The organism is Xanthobacter lutulentifluminis (assembly GCF_043194675.2).
In the GTDB taxonomy this organism is placed as follows: domain Bacteria; phylum Pseudomonadota; class Alphaproteobacteria; order Rhizobiales; family Xanthobacteraceae; genus Xanthobacter.
In genome coordinates, this window is sequence record NZ_CM195525.1 from 3,086,306 (window position 1) to 3,103,066 (window position 16,761).

Here is a 16,761-nt window from a genome sequence, read left to right on the forward strand (position 1 = left end):
CCCGGGAACCTTGAATCAGCGACGCCAGCATTCCGCAACCTTTATGGGTTCAGAACCTAGTCGAGGAGGCCTTTGAGCGACGGACCAAGACGGCCGCGAGCGCGACGGCGCGCTTCAAGGCCGCGCTGGAGAACCTCAACATCACGATCGGCTCGTCCCTACTGCCGGGGTTCGTGGACCTCATGGACGTCCTCGGCCGGATGTTCGGCTACGTGGAGCAGTTCGCGGACAAGAACCCCAAGCTGGCCCGCACGATCGTCATGGTGGCGTCCGGCCTCATCGCGACCCGCGTCGCCGCGATCGCGGCCGGTTACGCCTTCCTCTTCATGAAGGGCGGCCTCCTCTCGGTCGCCGGGCTCGCCATTGGGGCCGCCCGCGGCCTGGGGGCTATCACCAAGGCCCTTCTGATCGCGCCGGCCATGAGGACCGTGGCGGCGGCGATTGGCGGCGTACGAACCGCCCTGATCGGTTTCGCGGCTGCGTCCGCGGTTGCCGGAAACGGGGCAGCCCTTCGGATGCTCGCCGCATCCATGCTCGGTCTGCTGAACCCGCTGCGGCTGGTCCGGGTGGCGCTCGTCGCCATCCGGGTCGCGCTCATCAGTACCGGCATCGGCGCCGTGGCAGTGGGCCTCGCGATGGCGGGCCTGTGGATTTACAACAACTGGAAGGGCATCAAGGAGCTGTTCGTCGGGGTCGGCGAAGGTTTCATGAAAGGGCTCGGCCCGGCGCGGGCCATCATCGAGCCGATCGCGAACGCGGCGAAGCGCCTCTACGACGCAATCGCTGGCATGCTCGGTCCCCTCAAAGCCAGCCAGGAAGACTGGCGCTCCTGGGGCGAGACCATCGGGAAATATGTGGCCGGCGGCGTGAAAACCGTCGCCGATGGCATCCAGAGCATCATCGGCAACGCGAAGGCCGCCTATGACGCGATCCTCAAGATCGGCAGCGCGCTGGCCAGCCTCAACCCCTTCGGTGGCGGTGGTGATGTCGGCGGCGGGCCGGCGGCGAGCGGGCGGGGGAAGCCGAAGGGCGCCCATTACGGGGCCCCGGCGGTCGACGGGGCGCGCGCGTCCGGCGGCCCGGTGATCGGCGGCCGGACCTACCTCGTGGGTGAGCGCGGGCCTGAGATTTTCACGCCCGGCCGCTCGGGCGGGATCACGCCGAACCACAAGATCGGCGGCCGCACCGTCACGGTGAACGCCCCGATCACGATCCACGCCCAGACCGGGGACCCGGAGGCGATCGCCCGCGAAGTATCGCGCCGGCTCGGGCGCTTCGTTGGCGGCTCGCACCGCGGCGCCTTCGACGACACCGCATACGCCTGAGCACACCGCCATTCCGGCGGCGCAAAGAGAAAGGGGCCGGTGGTCAACCCACCGGCCCCTTTTTGCATGGCATCATCAGTGCTGAAGTCAGGCGCTCGCGCCGACACGCGGGCGGCGTGCCCAATGGGCCGAACTCTCCATCATGATCCTGAACACGTCGTAGCGGTCCCGCTCATGGTTTGCCGCGATCGTCGCGTGGCAGAAGCCAAGCATGATCCCGCGAATGGAGAAATCATCGATCAGCCCCATGTCCGCGGCCGTCCGGAGAATCTTGATCGCAGCGGACTGCCTGATAATCTGAACCTTCTCGACGTCCGACTTGATCACGCGAAACACGTAGGGGTCGCCCCTGCGGTTCGTTTCGAATCCCGTGATTTCCAGGCCGAAGGCGACCCTCATGAGATCGTAGCTTGAAATCCACGCGGTGTCGTTGACGTCGTCCAGCGGCGAGGCGAAGTACTCGACCTTCTCGCCGCTCTCAAGCTCCTGAGTGTGGATGACCTCATACTCGCGAATATCCAAAGTGACGTCCTTCATCTGCTTCTCCTCTTCAACAAAATCGAATGCTCACGTGCGGCGCCGCGCGATCGTCTCGCGCAGGTCCACCACCACCTGCTCCAGGAGGACGAGCCGCGCCTCGGCCATCTCCAGGAGGTCCTCGTAGACGCCGACCCCAGGCTCGGCCCGGCCTTTGTCCCAGTCGTCAACGGTGCGCTTGCGGATGTCGGCCTCCCGCGAGAGCGGCCCCATCCAGGTCTCCCCGAAGAGCGCCCGTCCCACGCGAGCGATGAGGCGATCAGACATTGTTTCCTCCACGTAGGGAGGGGCGCCCCCGGGAGGGCGCCCCTTGAGATCACGCTAGGCGCGGGCGCCCTGGGTCGCCAGGGCGAAGGTGATACGGCTGAGCGCGTAGATCATGGCCGGGACCGCCACCCCGAGCGCGGCCGCCGCATACATCTGGAAGGTCCAGAGCGGCGCCTGGGAGGCGAAGGCCAGCGCGTTCAGGCCCGCGCTCACCGCCAGGGTTCCGACGATCGCCGGCAGGGCGTACCGGGCGACGCTCCGGCGGACCGCCTCGGTGGCCGCGCAGAGCTGGCTCATTTCGAGAGCGACGAACCCGAGGTCGATGCCGACCGCCATGGCCCCGCGTTCCAGCCAGTCGGCGCCGGTCAGGAGGCCGATGCCGTGGGCAAGATGGGAGAGGCTGAGGGCGATCAGAACCAGGGTCACGAAGCCGGTGGCCCCAGCCGCCACCCGCTGCCGGCGGAGGCGGATGTTGGGGCGCGGCGCCGCGTCCTTGGCCTGCTTGGCGGCAGGGCGGGCGGGGCGCGGGGCGTTGGTCTTGAGGCGGGTCACGTTGTTCATGATCAGGCTTTCCTGTCTAGCGGGCCCGGCGGTTCCGGTCCCGACGTGATCTTCCTAGAGTGGCCCCCGATCATCATCCAGATGAAAAACGAATGTGCGCGATATTTTTTGGTATTCGCACCACACAGAGCATTCAGAGCGCGTTAATACTTCGATTATTACATCATCACTGCTTCCGATCTTGCTTGGCCGGCGTGGGCCCAACCCAATCGCACCCCAGGAAAATCGCGGCCTCGTGGATCGCGGCCAGGAAGGCCGAGAGCGCCCTGTATTCCGGCGACCCGATCGGCGCCCGGGCGAGCATCTGGACAACCTCCCCCTTGGCTTCCATGACGGCCGCAACGAACCGCTCGGTGTCGGCCTCGTGCCAGCTCCTCTTGGTCCGCTGGATCATCGCCGCGCCCCCGCGGGACGGCGGCGGCGGAAGCCCGCCGACGCATCGGCCAGGAGCCGGGACATCTGGTGCTCCATGAAGGCCTGCCCGATCAGCAGCGCGCGGATCGTGGCGCGCGGGTCGCCATCACAAGCCGCGAGGGCCTCATCGATCTCGGCTTCGCTCACATCAAAAGGGGAGCGTTCGGCGGGCGCGGGCTCGCTCGGCATGGTCGTTCTCCCGCGGTGATCCCCTATGGATTCCACGGGAACGAACGGAGAACAAGCCGCTAGATGTTGTGGCATCTCATGGGACTTGGCGGACGGCCGTGAGCCTGCGCCGGGCCCGCTGCGGTCGCCCCCTTGACGGCGGCAAGATCGATCCCAAATCGATCACTTGCCGGGACTGATCGCCCGGCAATCTGGCATCGCACGACAGGTGCGAGGTGCTTGTACCCATGTTGCTCTATGGAGGATGTGGCTATGAGAACCACACATGACGGGCGCCGTGGCGCGCCGCTGTCCCTGGAACCTGCTTCGGTCCTGGTTCATCCCGAGCAGGTCCTTCACCACCCGACCATGATGGACGACGAGAAGCGGGCGCTCCTCTCTTCCTGGGCGTCCGACCGCCGCGCCGTCGAGAATGCGCCGACGCTGCGCCGTCTCGACAGCGGCGCCATCGTTCCCGTGGCGGACGTGCTGGCAGCCCTCGCGGCGATTCCCGCCAAGGAGGCGCAGGCCGACGCGAACAAGGGCTGGGCCGCAGCATCGCGAAGGCAGCGGCCCGCTCTGGTACCGTGGCGGCGGGTGAGGACGGCAGGACCGGACCATGATCCGCCCAAGGGAGGCGGAGCTGCCATTCGGCTCGTGCCGCTCTCCAGCGTGAACGCCTGAAGCAGACCCGCGGCGCCGGCTTTGGCGCCGCGGAAGTCATGCGCATGCCACTGGTGCGCGAGGAGGCCAGGCCGTAGCCTTGGCCCATGAGCAACCTCTATTCCATGACCAAGGGCCAAGCGGCGATCCTGGAGCTGTCCCGCGCCATGCGGGACCGGACGGGCAACCTGCCGCCGCTCCCCAGCATCTTCCCCGACTATGCGGCCCCGATCGTGCACACGGGCGAGGACGGGGTGCGCGAGCTGGTCATGGCGCGTTGGGGCATGCGGTCCCCCGCCTTTGCGCTGAAGGGGCGCACTGTCGACCCGGGCGTCACCAACATCCGCAACACCTCATCGCCGCACTGGCTTGGCCCGGACAGTCCTCAGGAGAGCCTGTGAACACACTGAGCATCAAACTCCGATATCGACCTCTGCGCATCGGCTGGTGCGTCGAGGTTGGCGACTTTGGTGCTCTGCGACAGGCGATGCGCATGTCATTTGTTCAATGGGGGGGGCGTTACAATCCCATCGTCCCCATCGGCGACAAGGCCCATGCCGAGACCATCATGCGACTGTATCGAGTGGATGCCCTTCACGCCTTGTCGGATTCTGCAGCCGTTCGCGATTTTGTAGCTAAGCAGGCACATTTGCCCTGGCCGCTGTTTCATGATGACTTGTTTACTCCTCGCGGCGAGGACGTATGTTGCCAAGTCGTCGATCTGCATCATCCGATAGCGAAGCTCTACGACGAGACGACTAATCGCAACCCAGACCTCGCTACGCCTCTTCACCTTTTTGAGTGGGATTCGGCAGACCCGCTTGCTGACGTTTTCCTGGCAACTTATGGGGGTGTCCCGTCGCCCGATGTGACAGGCGCCGACTATCTCGGGTTAGCGAGAACGTATCTTCTGGGGCAACGGAATATCATCCCTCTAGAAGGGGAGTTGCCAATATTCGACCCGGCCGCGATGACGCTAGCATCACTGAACCGAGCCTACATCGAGCAGCACTATGTGGTGCGAAACACTTGGGACAATCCCGGATTCTACGTTGGGCGCACCGATAATTTCGATGACATTCTGACATTTTGGAACCTTAGAGCGTGCGATATCCAATTATTTTTCTACGACGAGAGACACGCACCAAGGTTTGAAAAGTTCCGCCAGTTTTGGGACGGCGAGTGTCGCCGGATGCCTAAAGCAGGTCCCAACGAAGTGCACCCCACCTTGTGGCACCGCCGCGATCTTCCTCTGGAAGATCGCACGCGGTTTGGAGAGAACCTAGCGGTGTGCGCGATCGACGAGCATCTATGGAACGGGCTCAACATTCAGGCCCCAATGATGTACTTCGGCGAAAGCTCCTCCCTTGCATCCCTCGGAGAGTCGTCGGGGAAAACGACCGTGTCGTTCGCAATCATGGACAGGCCTTTCTCGAAGCACTTCTCACTAGACCAGCAGCACTACGTTCTTTCTCTAGATCCCGGCATCGGTTTGTTTGGGAACGAACAGGCTACCTTCCATCTACCATTCCTACCGGCGCTCAATGAGTTCTACGGGCGGAATTGTCATTTCGACCGGCGCTCTGCCCGTGCCGAACCAGAGAGCCTAGGCCTCGTTGCGAAGGCAGGGGACAGTGACTTGTCATTGCGCGCGGTCGAGGTGTCTCAGCTGATCGCCGAGATCTTCGCGACCGCGGGAATTGAGGCCAAACCGAGCGATGCGGGCAAGGTCGTATCGGCTCTTATCCGGCAGATGGGTGGGCTCGACGACTGTCGGGCCTTCAAGATCGAAGGGGTTCGCCGACTCATCGAAAACCATCGGCCCGACCAGTCCTTTAGCCGCAGCGCAGCGATGCAAACGATTTTTGGCCAAGGGACTTGCCGCCTGCTTTCTGAATATCAACAGCTCTACATTGAGCCGCGCCGCTTGGGCGCGCCGCTAACAAATGACGCGGTACTCAAACAACTGCTTGAGAAGGGCGTCTTCCGGCCTGGACTGGAGTTTGACTGCCCTAATTGTAGACTTTCATTCTGGATATCTTTAGACGACGCAAAAAGTTCGTTAGAATGCCAATATTGCGGCCACCGCTTCGGCGCCTCCAGCCAGTTGCGCGACAAGAATTGGGCATTTCGCCGGTCTGGCCTGTTTGGTCGGAACGACCATCAGGCAGGAGGCATCCCAGTTGCGCTGACCCTACAGCAGCTTGTCAAGCTCAACAGCTTTGGGCATCCCATATACGCCACCGGCATGACGTTGCGTCCAGCGGGCGCCGCCATTCGTCCTTGTGAAACGGACTTTGTAGTGGTCGCTCGCCGAAGTCGGACTCGCCGAATTCAAATCGTCATTGGCGAAACGAAAACTCGTCACCCCATCACCGCCGACGACGTGCGCAATCTCACAGCAGTCGCTGAGGCTTTTTCTACTGACACTTTCGACCTCTACATTGCATTTTCGCGGCTGACGCCGTTTGAAGATGAGGAAGTGGACCTCATCCGGACCGTAAATAATGGGCATAGGCTGCGCGCCATCATGCTCACCGCACGCGAACTTGAGCCCTACTTCCTCTACGAGCGTACAGCTCAAGAATTCGATATCGAGCAGATAGCCGTATCTTTCGACGACATGGCTCGGGTGACGGATCGCGTCTTCTTCCAGAACATTCGTCGACAGCCTCGCGAAGGAAACGTTGAGGGCCATCATGACTAAGCCGTCGTTTACGGACGACGAATTCGAAGCGATCGCCGGCACACACTGAGAGACACAATGGACGGGCTGACCAATCCCGAAATTGGTCAATTCTTCGCGCGACGCCGTATGCCGATCCCGGTTCCATGGCGCAGCGGTAGCGCGTCCGGCTCATAACCGGAAGGGCGCCAGTTCAATCCTGGCCCCCGCAACCATCTTCGCTCCGCCGATTCGTCCCGGCGTCGAGCGTACAGGGGCGGTCCCTCGCAACAGGGGCCGCCCCTTCGTTTTTCGCGCCTCGGCGCGCCCGAGTTCGACGCGAAAGCGGGGTCGAGAACGTCACCTGCCCCACGGCGAAAGCCTCCAGTAAGGGCCGGCTACGCCCACCAGCGAAAGCGGATGGTGGCAACGTTGCAAAGCCGGTGCTCCAGGCCGGGAGACGTCCCGCCCTGGGCGAAGCGTCGAAACCCATCGGCGGCACACCAGCCGCCCCGCCCCCCAGATTTCCCGAGGTAGCGCGCCCGCCGCGCCCGGCCGTTGCCGCCCTTCGGCACTCCTTGCAGGACGAACCCCCACCCTGAGGTATGGAGATGTCAAACGACGTTTTGACGTTCGGCGCCGGCCGGCGCCCGGGCGAACCCCTGACCATGTCATCTCATGAGATTGCCAGAATTCTCAAGAGCCGTCATGACACGGTCAAGCTGTCCATTGAACGGCTCGCAAAGCGTTGCGTTTTCGAACTTCCGCCATCGACGGAAGTTAAAAACCACCTGGGCCAGACCGTCGAGATTTACCACCTCGACAAGCGCTCTTCGCTCATCGTCGTCGCCCAGCTCTCCCCGGAGTTCACCGCCCAGGTGGTGGACCGCTGGCAGCAGCTTGAGGCCGAGGTGGCCGCTGGCCGTCCGGTCCTCCCGGACTTCACCGACCCCGTGATGGCGGCCCGGGCCTGGGCGGATGAGGTCGAGGCCAAGACGATCGCGCGGCAGCGCGCGGCCGCGCTGGAGGCCAAGGTCAAGGAGCAAAGCGTCAAGGTCGCGGCCCTGGACCGCATCGCCACCGCGAACGGCAGCACGTGCATCTCGACGTCGGCCAAGACGCTCCAGATGAAGCCCAGCGAGCTGTTCACCTACATGCGCAACCACGGGTGGATTTTCCGGCGCGGCGGAAATGGGCGCTATGTGGCCCATCAGCCCCGGATCAATGCCGGCTACCTGGAGCACAAGGTCGAGGTGATCCCGGGCAAGGACGGGGATGAGCACACATTCGAGCAGGTGCGGGTGACGCCGCGCGGGCTCACGGTGCTCGCGCGCCTCTTGGGCAAGCCGACCCAGGGCAGCCTGCTCTGATGTGACAGGCGGCCGCCCGCCGCGCCGCGGCACCTTGCAGGACGAACCCCTACCCCTGAGGTCTGATGATGCTGAACGACGTGTTGCCGCCCGGCGGCGCGCGGGGCGGCCGCGCGCCCCTGGTCTACGACGGGGTCGAAATCCACGACCGCGGCGAGATGCTGTGCCTGACCGATATGTGGAAGGCGCAGGGCTCCGATCCAGCGCGGAATGTGGCGGAGTGGCTCCGATCCGCTGATGCCAAGAGATTCATCGAGGTCTTGGCTGAAGCCCATAACATGGGAATTTCCCATGTTATGACGAAAAAGGGAAAGAATGGAGGCACTTACGCTCACTGGCAGATTGGCCTAGCTTACGCGAAGTACCTCTCGCCCGAGTTCCATATTTGGTGCAACACCGTGGTGCGCCAATACATGGAAGGGCACATCGGGCCGCAGCGCCTCGTCCTGGACGAGGAGGCCCGCACGGTCATCGGCGGCATCGTGAAGTCCGTGCTCCACGCCCAGCTCACCAGCGTGATCCCGGCCATGGTCGAGGGCGCGATGCTGGAGGGCGGGCACGTGGTCTCGACGGACTACAAGCCGGCCTTGCAGGTGCTCATCGACAAGAAGGTGCCGGCGCGCAAGCGGCGGGCATTCTCCCAGAAGGTGTCGGCCCGCCTGCGGCGGTTCGCCCTGGAGACCGACAAGCCCCCGCGCCTGAGCCGCGAGACCAACCGCTACCTGTTCCACGTGGACACGATCCGGGACTGGCTGGCGCATGAGGGCAACGCGCTGATCGCCGCGCACGTCGCCGCGCAGGCCGGGCAGGGCGTGCTGCCCTTCAAGAAGCGATAGCGGCACCGGCCCGGCGAGGATTCGTGATGCAGGTTTTCAAGCGAGACCCCGCGACGCGGGAGGTCCTGATCCGCATGGGCCACGACCGCGCGCTGCCGCTGTTCGGGACGCTCCTGCCGTTCATCGGCTGGAAGCTGATCTCCTGCAATCCGGCGGGCGAGTTCGAGCAGTTGGGGGACTACGAGGAGCCGCGCTTCGTGCGCCGGGCCTTCGGGTTCGGGTGGCTCGGCCACGGGTTCTATGCCTTCGCGCCGAGCAGCCCGATCTACGTGGTCCGCCAGGGATAGCGGGTCAGCAATCCAAGAGGGGCCCCGGGAGACCGGGGCCCCGCTACCCGGCCCGCCTCAGTCCTGGGCGGATGCCGCCGAACGACCGCACGTGTCACCCTCAAGGGGGCGTGCGCCGTGGGCGGATTGGACGGCCCCTTGGGCAAGGGCACCTTTTGGCGGCTCTACCTGCCGGCGTCCCGGATGGCGTGGATGTAGTCATCGACCGACGCCCGGAAGGCGGCCTCGACAGTCTCCACGGTCGCGCCATGGAATCCCACGATGTCCGAGATGTCCGTGAGGTGCCCCACAAGGGCCTCGTCTTCCGCGCTGAAGACGGCCACTCCATGGAAGCCGCGATACGGGCCGAGGGGCAGGCTTGGAGCGGCGGTGTCCAACGTCGCGTCTCCCCGCTTCCAGGCCAGAGCCTCCCGGAGGCTTTCCAGGAGGGCGGTGCCGAACTTCGTCCGCTTGGCCATTGGCGCCTCCTTGCGGCTCCTGCGCTACAGCCCCGCGGCCTTGCGCAGCGTGGAGTTGATGCGCGCCTGCCACCCTGGTCCTGCGGACCTGTAATGCTCCAGCACATCAGGATCGAGGCGCAGGCTGGTGAGCCGCTTGGCCCCGGCCGCGATGGTTTTCGGTCCGCGCTTCCTGGGGGAGCCGGCCAGCGCCGCGGCAGTCTCCGACATCGCCTTGAAGGCCGCCATGTCGGCCTCATTGAGCGGCGGGTTATCGGGATCACGTCCCGCGGCCTCCGTGATGGCGGCATCCTCCTCGGCCGAGATGAGGGCCCGTGAGGCGCGGGCTCTGGCGCGCGCCTTCGCGCGGGGGTCAGAAACGCTCATAGAAAGTCACCTCTCGGATGTTGGCCTTGCGCAAGCTGATGACCCTGATCTTCACGCCGCGGCGGGTGAACACCATGACGTGCATGCGTGATCCAATGAACCCGAGCGCGGTGCACCTCACCTCCCCGTAGGGGTGGCGGGCGTCGATGCGCTCAATTGCCGTGTCCCATTCGAAACGGCGGGAGGCGGTCATCGGGACCTTGTGGAGGGAGAGGTTGCGCGCCGCCTTGGTGGGGTTCCACTCGTAGAAGCCACGCATTCCCACTTCCTTGGTCGCCCATATGAAATTTGTAGCTACAGATTTCATCGGCGTCAAGAAATGTGTAGCTACAAATTTATCTGATAGACCTGGATGCGCCCCGATGGGGCGCATCGAACCCACCGGGATCGGAGACGTTTTGGAACCCGGAAATTCCTGGCTCAAATCGAATGAGCCTCGCCATGAGCTGCCTGGAGATTGCCGAGCTGACGGGGAGGCAGCATGACCACGTTCTCGCTGACATCCGTAAGATGTTGGTTGAACTTGAAAAAACATCTCCCGAATTTTCGGGGAATGTCCCGGACAGCTACAGCCTACCCCGTTTCGTCTTCAACCTCCCCAAGCGCCAGACGATGATCCTCGTCGCCGGCTACAGAGCCCAAGAGAGCTACCTACGCTGACGTCAAGAAGCCTACCGCGCGAGCCCGCCGGGCGATAGGCGCGCCACGGTGGCGCGCAAGGCAGCGCTGAGACGACGATGCACGGGGTTGGGGCCTGAGCGAGCCCCTGACCATGTCGAGCCGAGAGATCGCGGAGCTTCTCAATCCGGCAAACCCGCGCCATGACAGCGTCAAGCGCACCATTGAACGCCTTGCGTATAAAGGCGTTTTTGATGTCCCACCGATGGTGGAACATCAAATCGAGACCTCCCACGGCCGAAAGCACGATGTCCAGGTGTTCCTCCTCGACAAGCGCTCGTCGCTGATCGTCGTGGCCCAGCTCTCACCGGAATTCACCATCAACCTCGTGGAGATCGAGGGATTTAGAACGGCGCGGCGCCATACCGCGCCGTTCGCTTCCGGGAATGACCTCAAACGACGTCATCGAGGTCCACCCGCAGGGCGGTGGCGATCTTGCGCAGCATCTCGACGCTGCCGGTGCGCACGCCCTTCTCGATCTGCGAGAGGGTCGCGGGCGCGGTCCCGGCGGCCTCGGCCAACTGCTTGCCGGTCAGGCCGCGGTGCTCGCGCCAGACCCGCACCTTATTCTCGCCGTCGATGATGCGGCCCACCATGGTGGCGGGGAGGAACTCCTCCTCGCCGGCCGCGAACTTCTCGCGGAAGCGGCGGATGGCCTCGACGTCAGCGGCGTCCTCGGCCGCCTCCAGGATGGCCTTGAACTCATCCTCCGGGATGACCACGAGGCGCTCGCCCTTGGGCGTCACGATGATCTGGGCGGGCATGGCTTCGTCCTCTTCGCGCACGGACCCGCCCCCCTACCAAATTGTGAGCCGGACTGCCATCATGGGGGCGCTCCGCGGCGGCCCGGAACCCGCCACCCCAACGCGCCCGATCGAGTTAGGGTGATTGTTGGGGTCACATGGCACAAATCTGATTTTCAACATTAAATATCAATTGTTTGGGCGAAAAATTATACACCCTCTCTCTCCGCCAGCTCTCAACGCAACATATTGATCTGGAAGCGCTTTCTTGTAGGCGGACAATCCCGCCCTTGCCCCCACCTCGATCAGTTTCTTGCCCTTGGAGGAGCTCTGTCAGCCCCGATGGGCAGCCGTAGAGCATGGCCGTGCGCCTTTCCCAGCGCCGACGTCATGAGAGGGGATGCCTTGCTCTCACGAACCGTGATCGCCTGGAGATGCACCCCATCGTCTCGCGGCGCGTCCGGCGTGGTCACATAGAGGAGCCGCCGCGCCGCGGGCTGGGGTTCGGCCTTGAATCTCGGCCGAGCGTAGTCGAAGCCTTTCAGCGGGATGCCGTGTACCACGCGATATTTCCCAAGGTTCGCGTCGGTGGCCGTCCATGCCTCGTGGTGCGCCCTTCAAGGAGGTTTGTGCCGCCGCTGCTGGTGCCCCGCTGTCCGTGCCCCACTGCTGCCCGTGGCCCGTGAGCACGCGCCCGCCGGCATCAATGAGGATGGGGTCGGTGAAGCCGTAGGACGGCTTCTTCCGGGTGGCGCGCGTGCGCCGTGCGGGCGAAGGCGCAGGCAGTGCCCCCAGGCAGTGCCCGTACGGGCCGGTGATGGGCGTCGCGCCCGCATCCCTCTCTCGGGCAAGCGGCTGCGGGCGGGCCGGCGCACCCCGGCCGCACCGCTCCTCTCGCGTCACCGGATGCCGCCGGTCCTGCAATCCCGGGCGGCCGAAGCCGCCGGGAGCGCGATATGCTCCGATGCGCTGGCCCCGGCCACCGCTCAGGCCGCTGCCTCCGCTGCCATCTGCGCCATCCGCTCACCGATGGCGAGGGCGCTGGTCAGGCCGGGGGATTCGATGCCGAACAGGTTGATCAGCCCCGCGACGCCATGCGCCGCCGGCCCCTCGATCACGAAATCCGGGCCGCCGCCACCGGGCCAGCCGGCCGTCCAGTCGATCTTGGGCCGGATGCCCGCATAGGCGGGGGCGAGATCCTCCGCGTCCACCTGCGGCCAGTAGCGCCGGATCGAGCCGAGCATGGCCGCCTTGCGCGCCGGGTCGACCGCATAATCGCGCGCCTCCACCCATTCCACGTCCGGCCCGAAACGGGCCTGCCCGCCGAGATCGAGAGTGAGGTGAGTGCCGAGCCCGCCCGGCTCCGGCACCGGGTAGATGAGGTGGCGGAACGGCACGCGCCGCGCGCAGCTGAAGTAGTTGCCCTTGGCGAGGCGCTCCTGCGGCACGCGGTCGGCCGGCATGCCCGCCACCGAGCGCGCAAGGGCCGGCGCATCGAGCCCGGCGGCGTTCACCAGCAGCCGGCAGCGGAGCGCGAGCGGCGCCTCCCCGCCCGCCTCCACCCGCAGGCCGCCCACCTCCGGCGCGGCGCGAAGCACGGGCGCATGAAGCGCCAGCATGCCGCCGGCATCCTCCATCTCCCCCAGCAGCGCGCGCATGAGGCCGTGGGAATCGACGATGCCCGTGGAGGGCGAGAGCAGGGCGGCGTGGGCCACCAGTTCCGGCTCCAGCGCCCGCGTCTCGGCGGCGTTGAGCAGCCGCAGGTCGTCGACGCCATTGGCCGCGCCGCGGGCCTTCAGCATTTCCAGATGCGCCACCTCGTCCGGCGTGGCGGCGACGATGAGCTTGCCCGGCCGCGCGTGGCCGACGCCGTGGCTGGCGCAGAAGGCGTAGAGCGCACGGCGTCCGCGCACGCACAGCCCGGCCTTCAGGCTGCCCGGCTCGTAATAGATGCCGGCGTGGATCACCTCCGAGCTGCGCGACGAGATGCCGGTGCCGATGGCGCCTGCCGCCTCCAGCACCAGAACCTCGCGCCCCGACCGGGCGAGCGCGCGGGCGATGGCGAGCCCCACGACGCCGGCGCCCGCGACGATGCACTCCACCTCTTCCATAGACTGCCCGCGGCTGCGGCCCTGCCGTTTCCGCGCCGGCGGGGCGGCGGGCCGTGGCCCATTGTCGTCATCCACTGCCGCGCCTGTCGAGCCCGTCCGCGGGGTCTGGCGCGGCGCCCGTGTCATTTGCCAAGATGCGCGCCGTGCGCCGGGGGCGGCACGGAGGCCGTGGCCGATGGCGAGGGAGAACAGGTGCTGTACGACGACGCATTCCTCGGCCGCCACGAGGCGCTGGTGCGCGCGGCGCTGCCGCGCTGGGGCGTGGCGCCCGATGCGCAGGTGAGCCTCCTCGCCATCTCGGAGAACGCGACGTTCCGGGTGCGCTGGGGCGACGCCGGCGACCTCGTGTTCCGCCTCTACCGGCCGGGCTACCACACGCGGCAGGAGATCGCCTCCGAGCTGGCATGGATCGCCGCCCTGCGGGCCGGGCAGGTAGTCACCACCCCCCGGCCGGTGCCGCTGCGCGACGGCAGCGCATTCGCGGTGCTCGACGATGGCGGCGCGCCGCGCCATGTGGCGGCGTTCGCCTTCATGCCGGGCGAGGAGCCGGTGGCGGGCGCAGATCTCCCCCGCTGGTTCCGCGCGCTGGGCGCCACCCATGCGCGCCTGCACGAGCATGCGCGGCGGTGGCGGCGGCCGGAGGGCTTCACCCGCAAGGTATGGAATTTCAAGACGACCCTCGGCGCCGCGCCGCTGTGGGGCGATTTCCGCGCCAGCCTCGGGCTGGATGCGGCCGGGCGAGGACTGCTGGAGCGGGCGGCGGGGCTGCTGGAGCAACGGCTCGCGCCGCTCCAGCAGCCGGACAGCTTCGGGCTGATCCATGCGGACCTGCGCCTCGCCAACCTGCTGGTGGAGGGCGAGCAGCTTGCGCTGATCGATTTCGACGACTGCGGCTTCTCCTGGTTCCTCTACGATTTCGCCGCCGCCGTCTCGTTCCTGGAGCACGAGCCCTATGTGCCGGAGCTGCAGGCCGCATGGCTGGGAGGCTATGCCGCGCAGGCGCGGGCGGACGGAATTGCCGCCCTGCCGCCGGATGCCGAGGCGCAGCTGGAGCTGCTGGTGATGCTGAGGCGCATCCTGCTCACCGCCTGGGTGGCCTCCCATGCCGAGACGCCGACGGCGCAGGCCATGGGCGTGCCGTACACGCAGGGCACGCTGGCGCTGGCGGAGCGCTTCCTCCTGCGCCACGGATAGCGCTCAGCGGTTGGCGCGGGCCGCCATGGTGCGGATGGCCCGGTGCAGCAGCACCCGGATGGCGGTCGCCGAGACACCGGAATCGGCCGACGCCTCCGCCACCGAGCGCCCCTCGATCTTCACCCGGCGGACGATCTCGCGCGAGCGCTCGGGCAAATGGGCGAGCAGGCGCTCGATATCGAGCCGGGCCTCGGTGGCGTCCTCCGCGGCGTCGCCGGCCACCGCCTCCGCATCCGTCAGGGAGAGGGCGGCGCGGGTCTTGCTGGCGCGCAGGTGATCGATGAGCCGGTAGCGGGCGATGGCGTAGAGCCAGGGGGCGAAGGGGCGGGCCGGATCATAGGTGGCGCGGCGCTCGTGAATGGCGATGAGCGTGTCCTGCACCAGATCTTCCACGGCGGCATCGCGCCCCATCCGGCGGGCGAAATACGCGCGCAACAGCACGGCAAGCGCCCGCAGGAGGGCGTGATAGGCCCCCGTGTCGCCGGCCTGCGCGGCGATCATCAGGGTGTCGAGCTCGCGGTTCGCTTCCGGCACGGCCCTGCTCCGGGTGAGGCCAGCGCCCCGAAACCGGGCGATGCGCGTCGGCCGGGACGGAAATGGATTCTAGAACGATTGACACAAAACTCAAGAGGCGGCCTCACCACCTGAGCGCGCGCGGCCCCAAAAGCGCGCCGATGAGACCGGCGAGGGCGATTCCCGCCCCGTACCACAGGACGACGAAGGGCAGTGCCGTCTCATTGCAGGCGATCGCGTAAATGGCCGCCGAGACGCCGCCGGCAAGGATGCCGACAGCCGCGCCAGCCAGGCGCAGGCGGGTGGGGGCCATGCGCCGCATGGCCATGAAGCCGCCGGCCATGACCGGCAGGGAGAACAGCACCACCAGCGCCGTGCAGTGATCAAGCGTGTGGCCCAGCAGCAGCGCGCGCAGCTCGCTCCCGCGGGCGGTGAGGAGCTCGGCGGCGGCGAGCAGGGCCATGACAGCGAGGGCCAGCGCGCCCAGCAGCGGCCCGCGGCCCACCGGCGCCGCCGGGCGGCCGAGCCGGTCCGCGGCCATCAGCCCCGCCAGCGCCAGCGCCAGCGGGAAGGCGAGCTTCACCCAGAAGGAATAGCCTTGGAGCGCATGCGCCATGTCCGGCCGCACGCCGAGCAGCACAAGCATGAGCGCGGCGGAGCATGCGGCACCGATGCCGGTGGCGGCGAGCAGGGCGCGCAGGGGTGCCGCGGGCGGCGCCGCGGGCAGTCCGTCCACCAGGCTGTCGATCAGGGCATCCGTGGATTGGCCCTGGCGAGCCGCGAGCCGCGCACCGTCACGCATCGCGCGTCCGTCTCCTCTGCTGCCGTTCTCTCGCCCGCTTCGGGGTGCTTGGCGCGATCATTCCTCCGCAATCCGCCGAACGCAAGGAAAGCGCCGGCCCTCACGAGCACTTGAGCGCGGCGCGCTGGCGATGGCTGCGCACCTTGTGGCGGTTGCCGCAGGCGGCCATGGAGCACCAGCGGCGGGTGCCGTTGCGGGCGGTGTCGTAGAACACGAGGGTGCACTCGGGATTGTCGCAGTGGCGCAGCCGGGCCGGATCGTAGCGCTCGGCGAACGCGGCGAAATCGGTGGCGATGGTCACCAGCGGATCGCTCGCGCGCAGCTGCGCCGTCTCCACCACCAGCCGCCCGTCCTGCGCCACGGCGAGCCGCGGATGGGCCGCCGCGCGGGCGAGATAGGCATTCACCCGGTTGATGTCGCGTTGATCGGGCGGCGCGCCGGTGCGCAGCGCCTCGAACAGCGCGCGCAGCGCCTCGCGCAGCGCCACCGCCTCGCCCCGCAGCGCCTCGCGCGCGGCGGCCACGCCGGCCGGCGCCGGCAGGTCGGCCGCAGCCAGCCAACGGCTCCACAGCGCATCGGTGCCGATCTGGTCGCCGAGCGCGGCCGAGACGGAGTTCACGAGGTCGATCCAGAGCCGGCCGCCCAGAAAGGGCATGCCATCGCGGAAATCGGTCTGGCCCTCGCTGTCCTGGGTGGTCACCTCTGCCTCGCTTTCCCGGTCCGGTCCGGGACCCGCCCGCTGCTGCCGCCACGCGTCGAAGGCGGTGCCTTCCGTAACCGGAAACATAGGCTTTCAGCGGCGA

The 16,761-nt window shown here is 66.8% G+C and carries 21 protein-coding genes and 1 pseudogene; 9 read left to right on the forward strand and 13 right to left on the reverse strand.

Translation table 11 applies throughout. The features are described from left to right. Positions 1 to 125: 125 nt before the first annotated feature. Complete coding sequence (locus tag V5F49_RS14165) at positions 126 to 1,325, forward strand: phage tail tape measure protein (protein ID WP_509210788.1); 1,200 nt, start codon at positions 126 to 128, stop codon at positions 1,323 to 1,325. Between the two features lie 87 nt (positions 1,326 to 1,412). Here V5F49_RS14165 and V5F49_RS14170 read toward each other — a convergent pair whose 3' ends face one another. The 5 genes from V5F49_RS14170 to V5F49_RS14190 form a co-directional block, all read right to left on the reverse strand. Continuing rightward, complete coding sequence (locus V5F49_RS14170; RefSeq protein WP_394116915.1) at positions 1,413 to 1,862, reverse strand: hypothetical protein; 450 nt, start codon at positions 1,860 to 1,862, stop codon at positions 1,413 to 1,415. 30 nt (positions 1,863 to 1,892) lie between these two features. Continuing rightward, a complete protein-coding gene (locus V5F49_RS14175) occupies positions 1,893 to 2,129 on the reverse strand; it encodes a hypothetical protein (protein WP_394116916.1) in 237 nt (78 codons plus the stop codon). A gap of 54 nt (positions 2,130 to 2,183) precedes the next feature. Next, positions 2,184 to 2,690 (reverse strand): hypothetical protein, encoded by a 507-nt coding sequence (locus V5F49_RS14180; RefSeq protein WP_394116917.1) that lies wholly within the window; start codon positions 2,688 to 2,690, stop codon positions 2,184 to 2,186. A gap of 166 nt (positions 2,691 to 2,856) precedes the next feature. Continuing rightward, positions 2,857 to 3,084, reverse strand: coding sequence for a hypothetical protein (locus V5F49_RS14185; protein ID WP_394116918.1), 228 nt, complete (start codon positions 3,082 to 3,084; stop codon positions 2,857 to 2,859). Continuing rightward, a complete protein-coding gene (locus V5F49_RS14190) occupies positions 3,081 to 3,293 on the reverse strand; it encodes a hypothetical protein (protein WP_394116919.1) in 213 nt (70 codons plus the stop codon). The genes V5F49_RS14185 and V5F49_RS14190 overlap by 4 nt, the downstream gene beginning before the upstream one ends. A gap of 348 nt (positions 3,294 to 3,641) precedes the next feature. Between V5F49_RS14190 and V5F49_RS14195 the strand changes: the two genes are divergently transcribed. The 6 genes and pseudogenes from V5F49_RS14195 to V5F49_RS14220 all read left to right on the forward strand — a co-directional run bounded on the left by V5F49_RS14195 (position 3,642) and on the right by V5F49_RS14220 (position 9,093). Further along, complete coding sequence (locus V5F49_RS14195; protein ID WP_509210694.1) at positions 3,642 to 3,956, forward strand: hypothetical protein; 315 nt, start codon at positions 3,642 to 3,644, stop codon at positions 3,954 to 3,956. A gap of 86 nt (positions 3,957 to 4,042) precedes the next feature. Beyond that, positions 4,043 to 4,315 (forward strand): annotated as a pseudogene (locus V5F49_RS14200) (SOS response-associated peptidase family protein); the annotation flags it as partial. Positions 4,316 to 4,332: 17 nt separating this feature from the next. Further along, positions 4,333 to 6,642, forward strand: a complete 2,310-nt coding sequence (locus tag V5F49_RS14205; protein WP_394116921.1) for a hypothetical protein — start codon at positions 4,333 to 4,335, stop codon at positions 6,640 to 6,642. A gap of 569 nt (positions 6,643 to 7,211) precedes the next feature. Next, the gene (locus V5F49_RS14210; protein ID WP_394116922.1) at positions 7,212 to 7,970 is read left to right on the forward strand and encodes a phage antirepressor KilAC domain-containing protein; all 759 of its coding nucleotides are present in this window, start codon (positions 7,212 to 7,214) and stop codon (positions 7,968 to 7,970) included. Positions 7,971 to 8,035: 65 nt separating this feature from the next. After that, the gene (locus V5F49_RS14215) at positions 8,036 to 8,806 is read left to right on the forward strand and encodes a KilA-N domain-containing protein (protein WP_394116923.1); all 771 of its coding nucleotides are present in this window, start codon (positions 8,036 to 8,038) and stop codon (positions 8,804 to 8,806) included. Between the two features lie 26 nt (positions 8,807 to 8,832). Further along, positions 8,833 to 9,093 carry a hypothetical protein gene (locus V5F49_RS14220; protein WP_394116924.1) on the forward strand — a complete coding sequence of 87 codons (261 nt, stop codon included), beginning with the start codon at positions 8,833 to 8,835 and terminating at the stop codon, positions 9,091 to 9,093. Positions 9,094 to 9,257: 164 nt separating this feature from the next. On the opposite strand, the gene V5F49_RS14225 is transcribed toward V5F49_RS14220, so the two are convergent. The 3 genes from V5F49_RS14225 to V5F49_RS14235 are packed head-to-tail and all read right to left on the reverse strand — an operon-like array spanning position 9,258 to position 10,176. Continuing rightward, positions 9,258 to 9,551, reverse strand: coding sequence for a hypothetical protein (locus V5F49_RS14225; protein WP_394116925.1), 294 nt, complete (start codon positions 9,549 to 9,551; stop codon positions 9,258 to 9,260). 24 nt (positions 9,552 to 9,575) lie between these two features. Continuing rightward, positions 9,576 to 9,917, reverse strand: a complete 342-nt coding sequence (locus tag V5F49_RS14230) for a BrnA antitoxin family protein (RefSeq protein WP_394116926.1) — start codon at positions 9,915 to 9,917, stop codon at positions 9,576 to 9,578. Further along, on the reverse strand, positions 9,904 to 10,176 hold the full coding sequence (locus V5F49_RS14235) for a BrnT family toxin (protein WP_394116927.1): 273 nt from the start codon (positions 10,174 to 10,176) through the stop codon (positions 9,904 to 9,906). Before V5F49_RS14235 ends, V5F49_RS14230 begins: the two co-directional genes overlap by 14 nt. 182 nt (positions 10,177 to 10,358) lie before the next feature. Between V5F49_RS14235 and V5F49_RS14240 the strand changes: the two genes are divergently transcribed. Further along, positions 10,359 to 10,577 (forward strand): Rha family transcriptional regulator, encoded by a 219-nt coding sequence (locus V5F49_RS14240; RefSeq protein WP_394116928.1) that lies wholly within the window; start codon positions 10,359 to 10,361, stop codon positions 10,575 to 10,577. Positions 10,578 to 10,987: 410 nt separating this feature from the next. Here V5F49_RS14240 and V5F49_RS14245 read toward each other — a convergent pair whose 3' ends face one another. Further along, complete coding sequence (locus V5F49_RS14245) at positions 10,988 to 11,359, reverse strand: helix-turn-helix domain-containing protein (RefSeq protein ID WP_394116929.1); 372 nt, start codon at positions 11,357 to 11,359, stop codon at positions 10,988 to 10,990. Between the two features lie 965 nt (positions 11,360 to 12,324). After that, positions 12,325 to 13,449 (reverse strand): NAD(P)/FAD-dependent oxidoreductase, encoded by a 1,125-nt coding sequence (locus tag V5F49_RS14250; protein WP_394116930.1) that lies wholly within the window; start codon positions 13,447 to 13,449, stop codon positions 12,325 to 12,327. Between the two features lie 192 nt (positions 13,450 to 13,641). Here V5F49_RS14250 and V5F49_RS14255 point away from each other — a divergent pair, with 192 nt between their 5' ends. Beyond that, entirely contained in the window at positions 13,642 to 14,643 is a 1,002-nt protein-coding gene (locus V5F49_RS14255) for a phosphotransferase enzyme family protein (RefSeq protein WP_394116931.1), read from the forward strand. 3 nt (positions 14,644 to 14,646) lie between these two features. Here V5F49_RS14255 and V5F49_RS14260 read toward each other — a convergent pair whose 3' ends face one another. The 3 genes from V5F49_RS14260 to V5F49_RS14270 all read right to left on the reverse strand — a co-directional run bounded on the left by V5F49_RS14260 (position 14,647) and on the right by V5F49_RS14270 (position 16,658). Then, positions 14,647 to 15,177 carry a sigma-70 family RNA polymerase sigma factor gene (locus V5F49_RS14260; RefSeq protein ID WP_394116932.1) on the reverse strand — a complete coding sequence of 177 codons (531 nt, stop codon included), beginning with the start codon at positions 15,175 to 15,177 and terminating at the stop codon, positions 14,647 to 14,649. Positions 15,178 to 15,280: 103 nt separating this feature from the next. Then, positions 15,281 to 15,958 carry an NrsF family protein gene (locus V5F49_RS14265; RefSeq protein WP_394116933.1) on the reverse strand — a complete coding sequence of 226 codons (678 nt, stop codon included), beginning with the start codon at positions 15,956 to 15,958 and terminating at the stop codon, positions 15,281 to 15,283. A 100-nt stretch (positions 15,959 to 16,058) separates the two neighbouring features. Continuing rightward, complete coding sequence (locus V5F49_RS14270; protein ID WP_394116934.1) at positions 16,059 to 16,658, reverse strand: CGNR zinc finger domain-containing protein; 600 nt, start codon at positions 16,656 to 16,658, stop codon at positions 16,059 to 16,061. Positions 16,659 to 16,761: the final 103 nt, after the last annotated feature.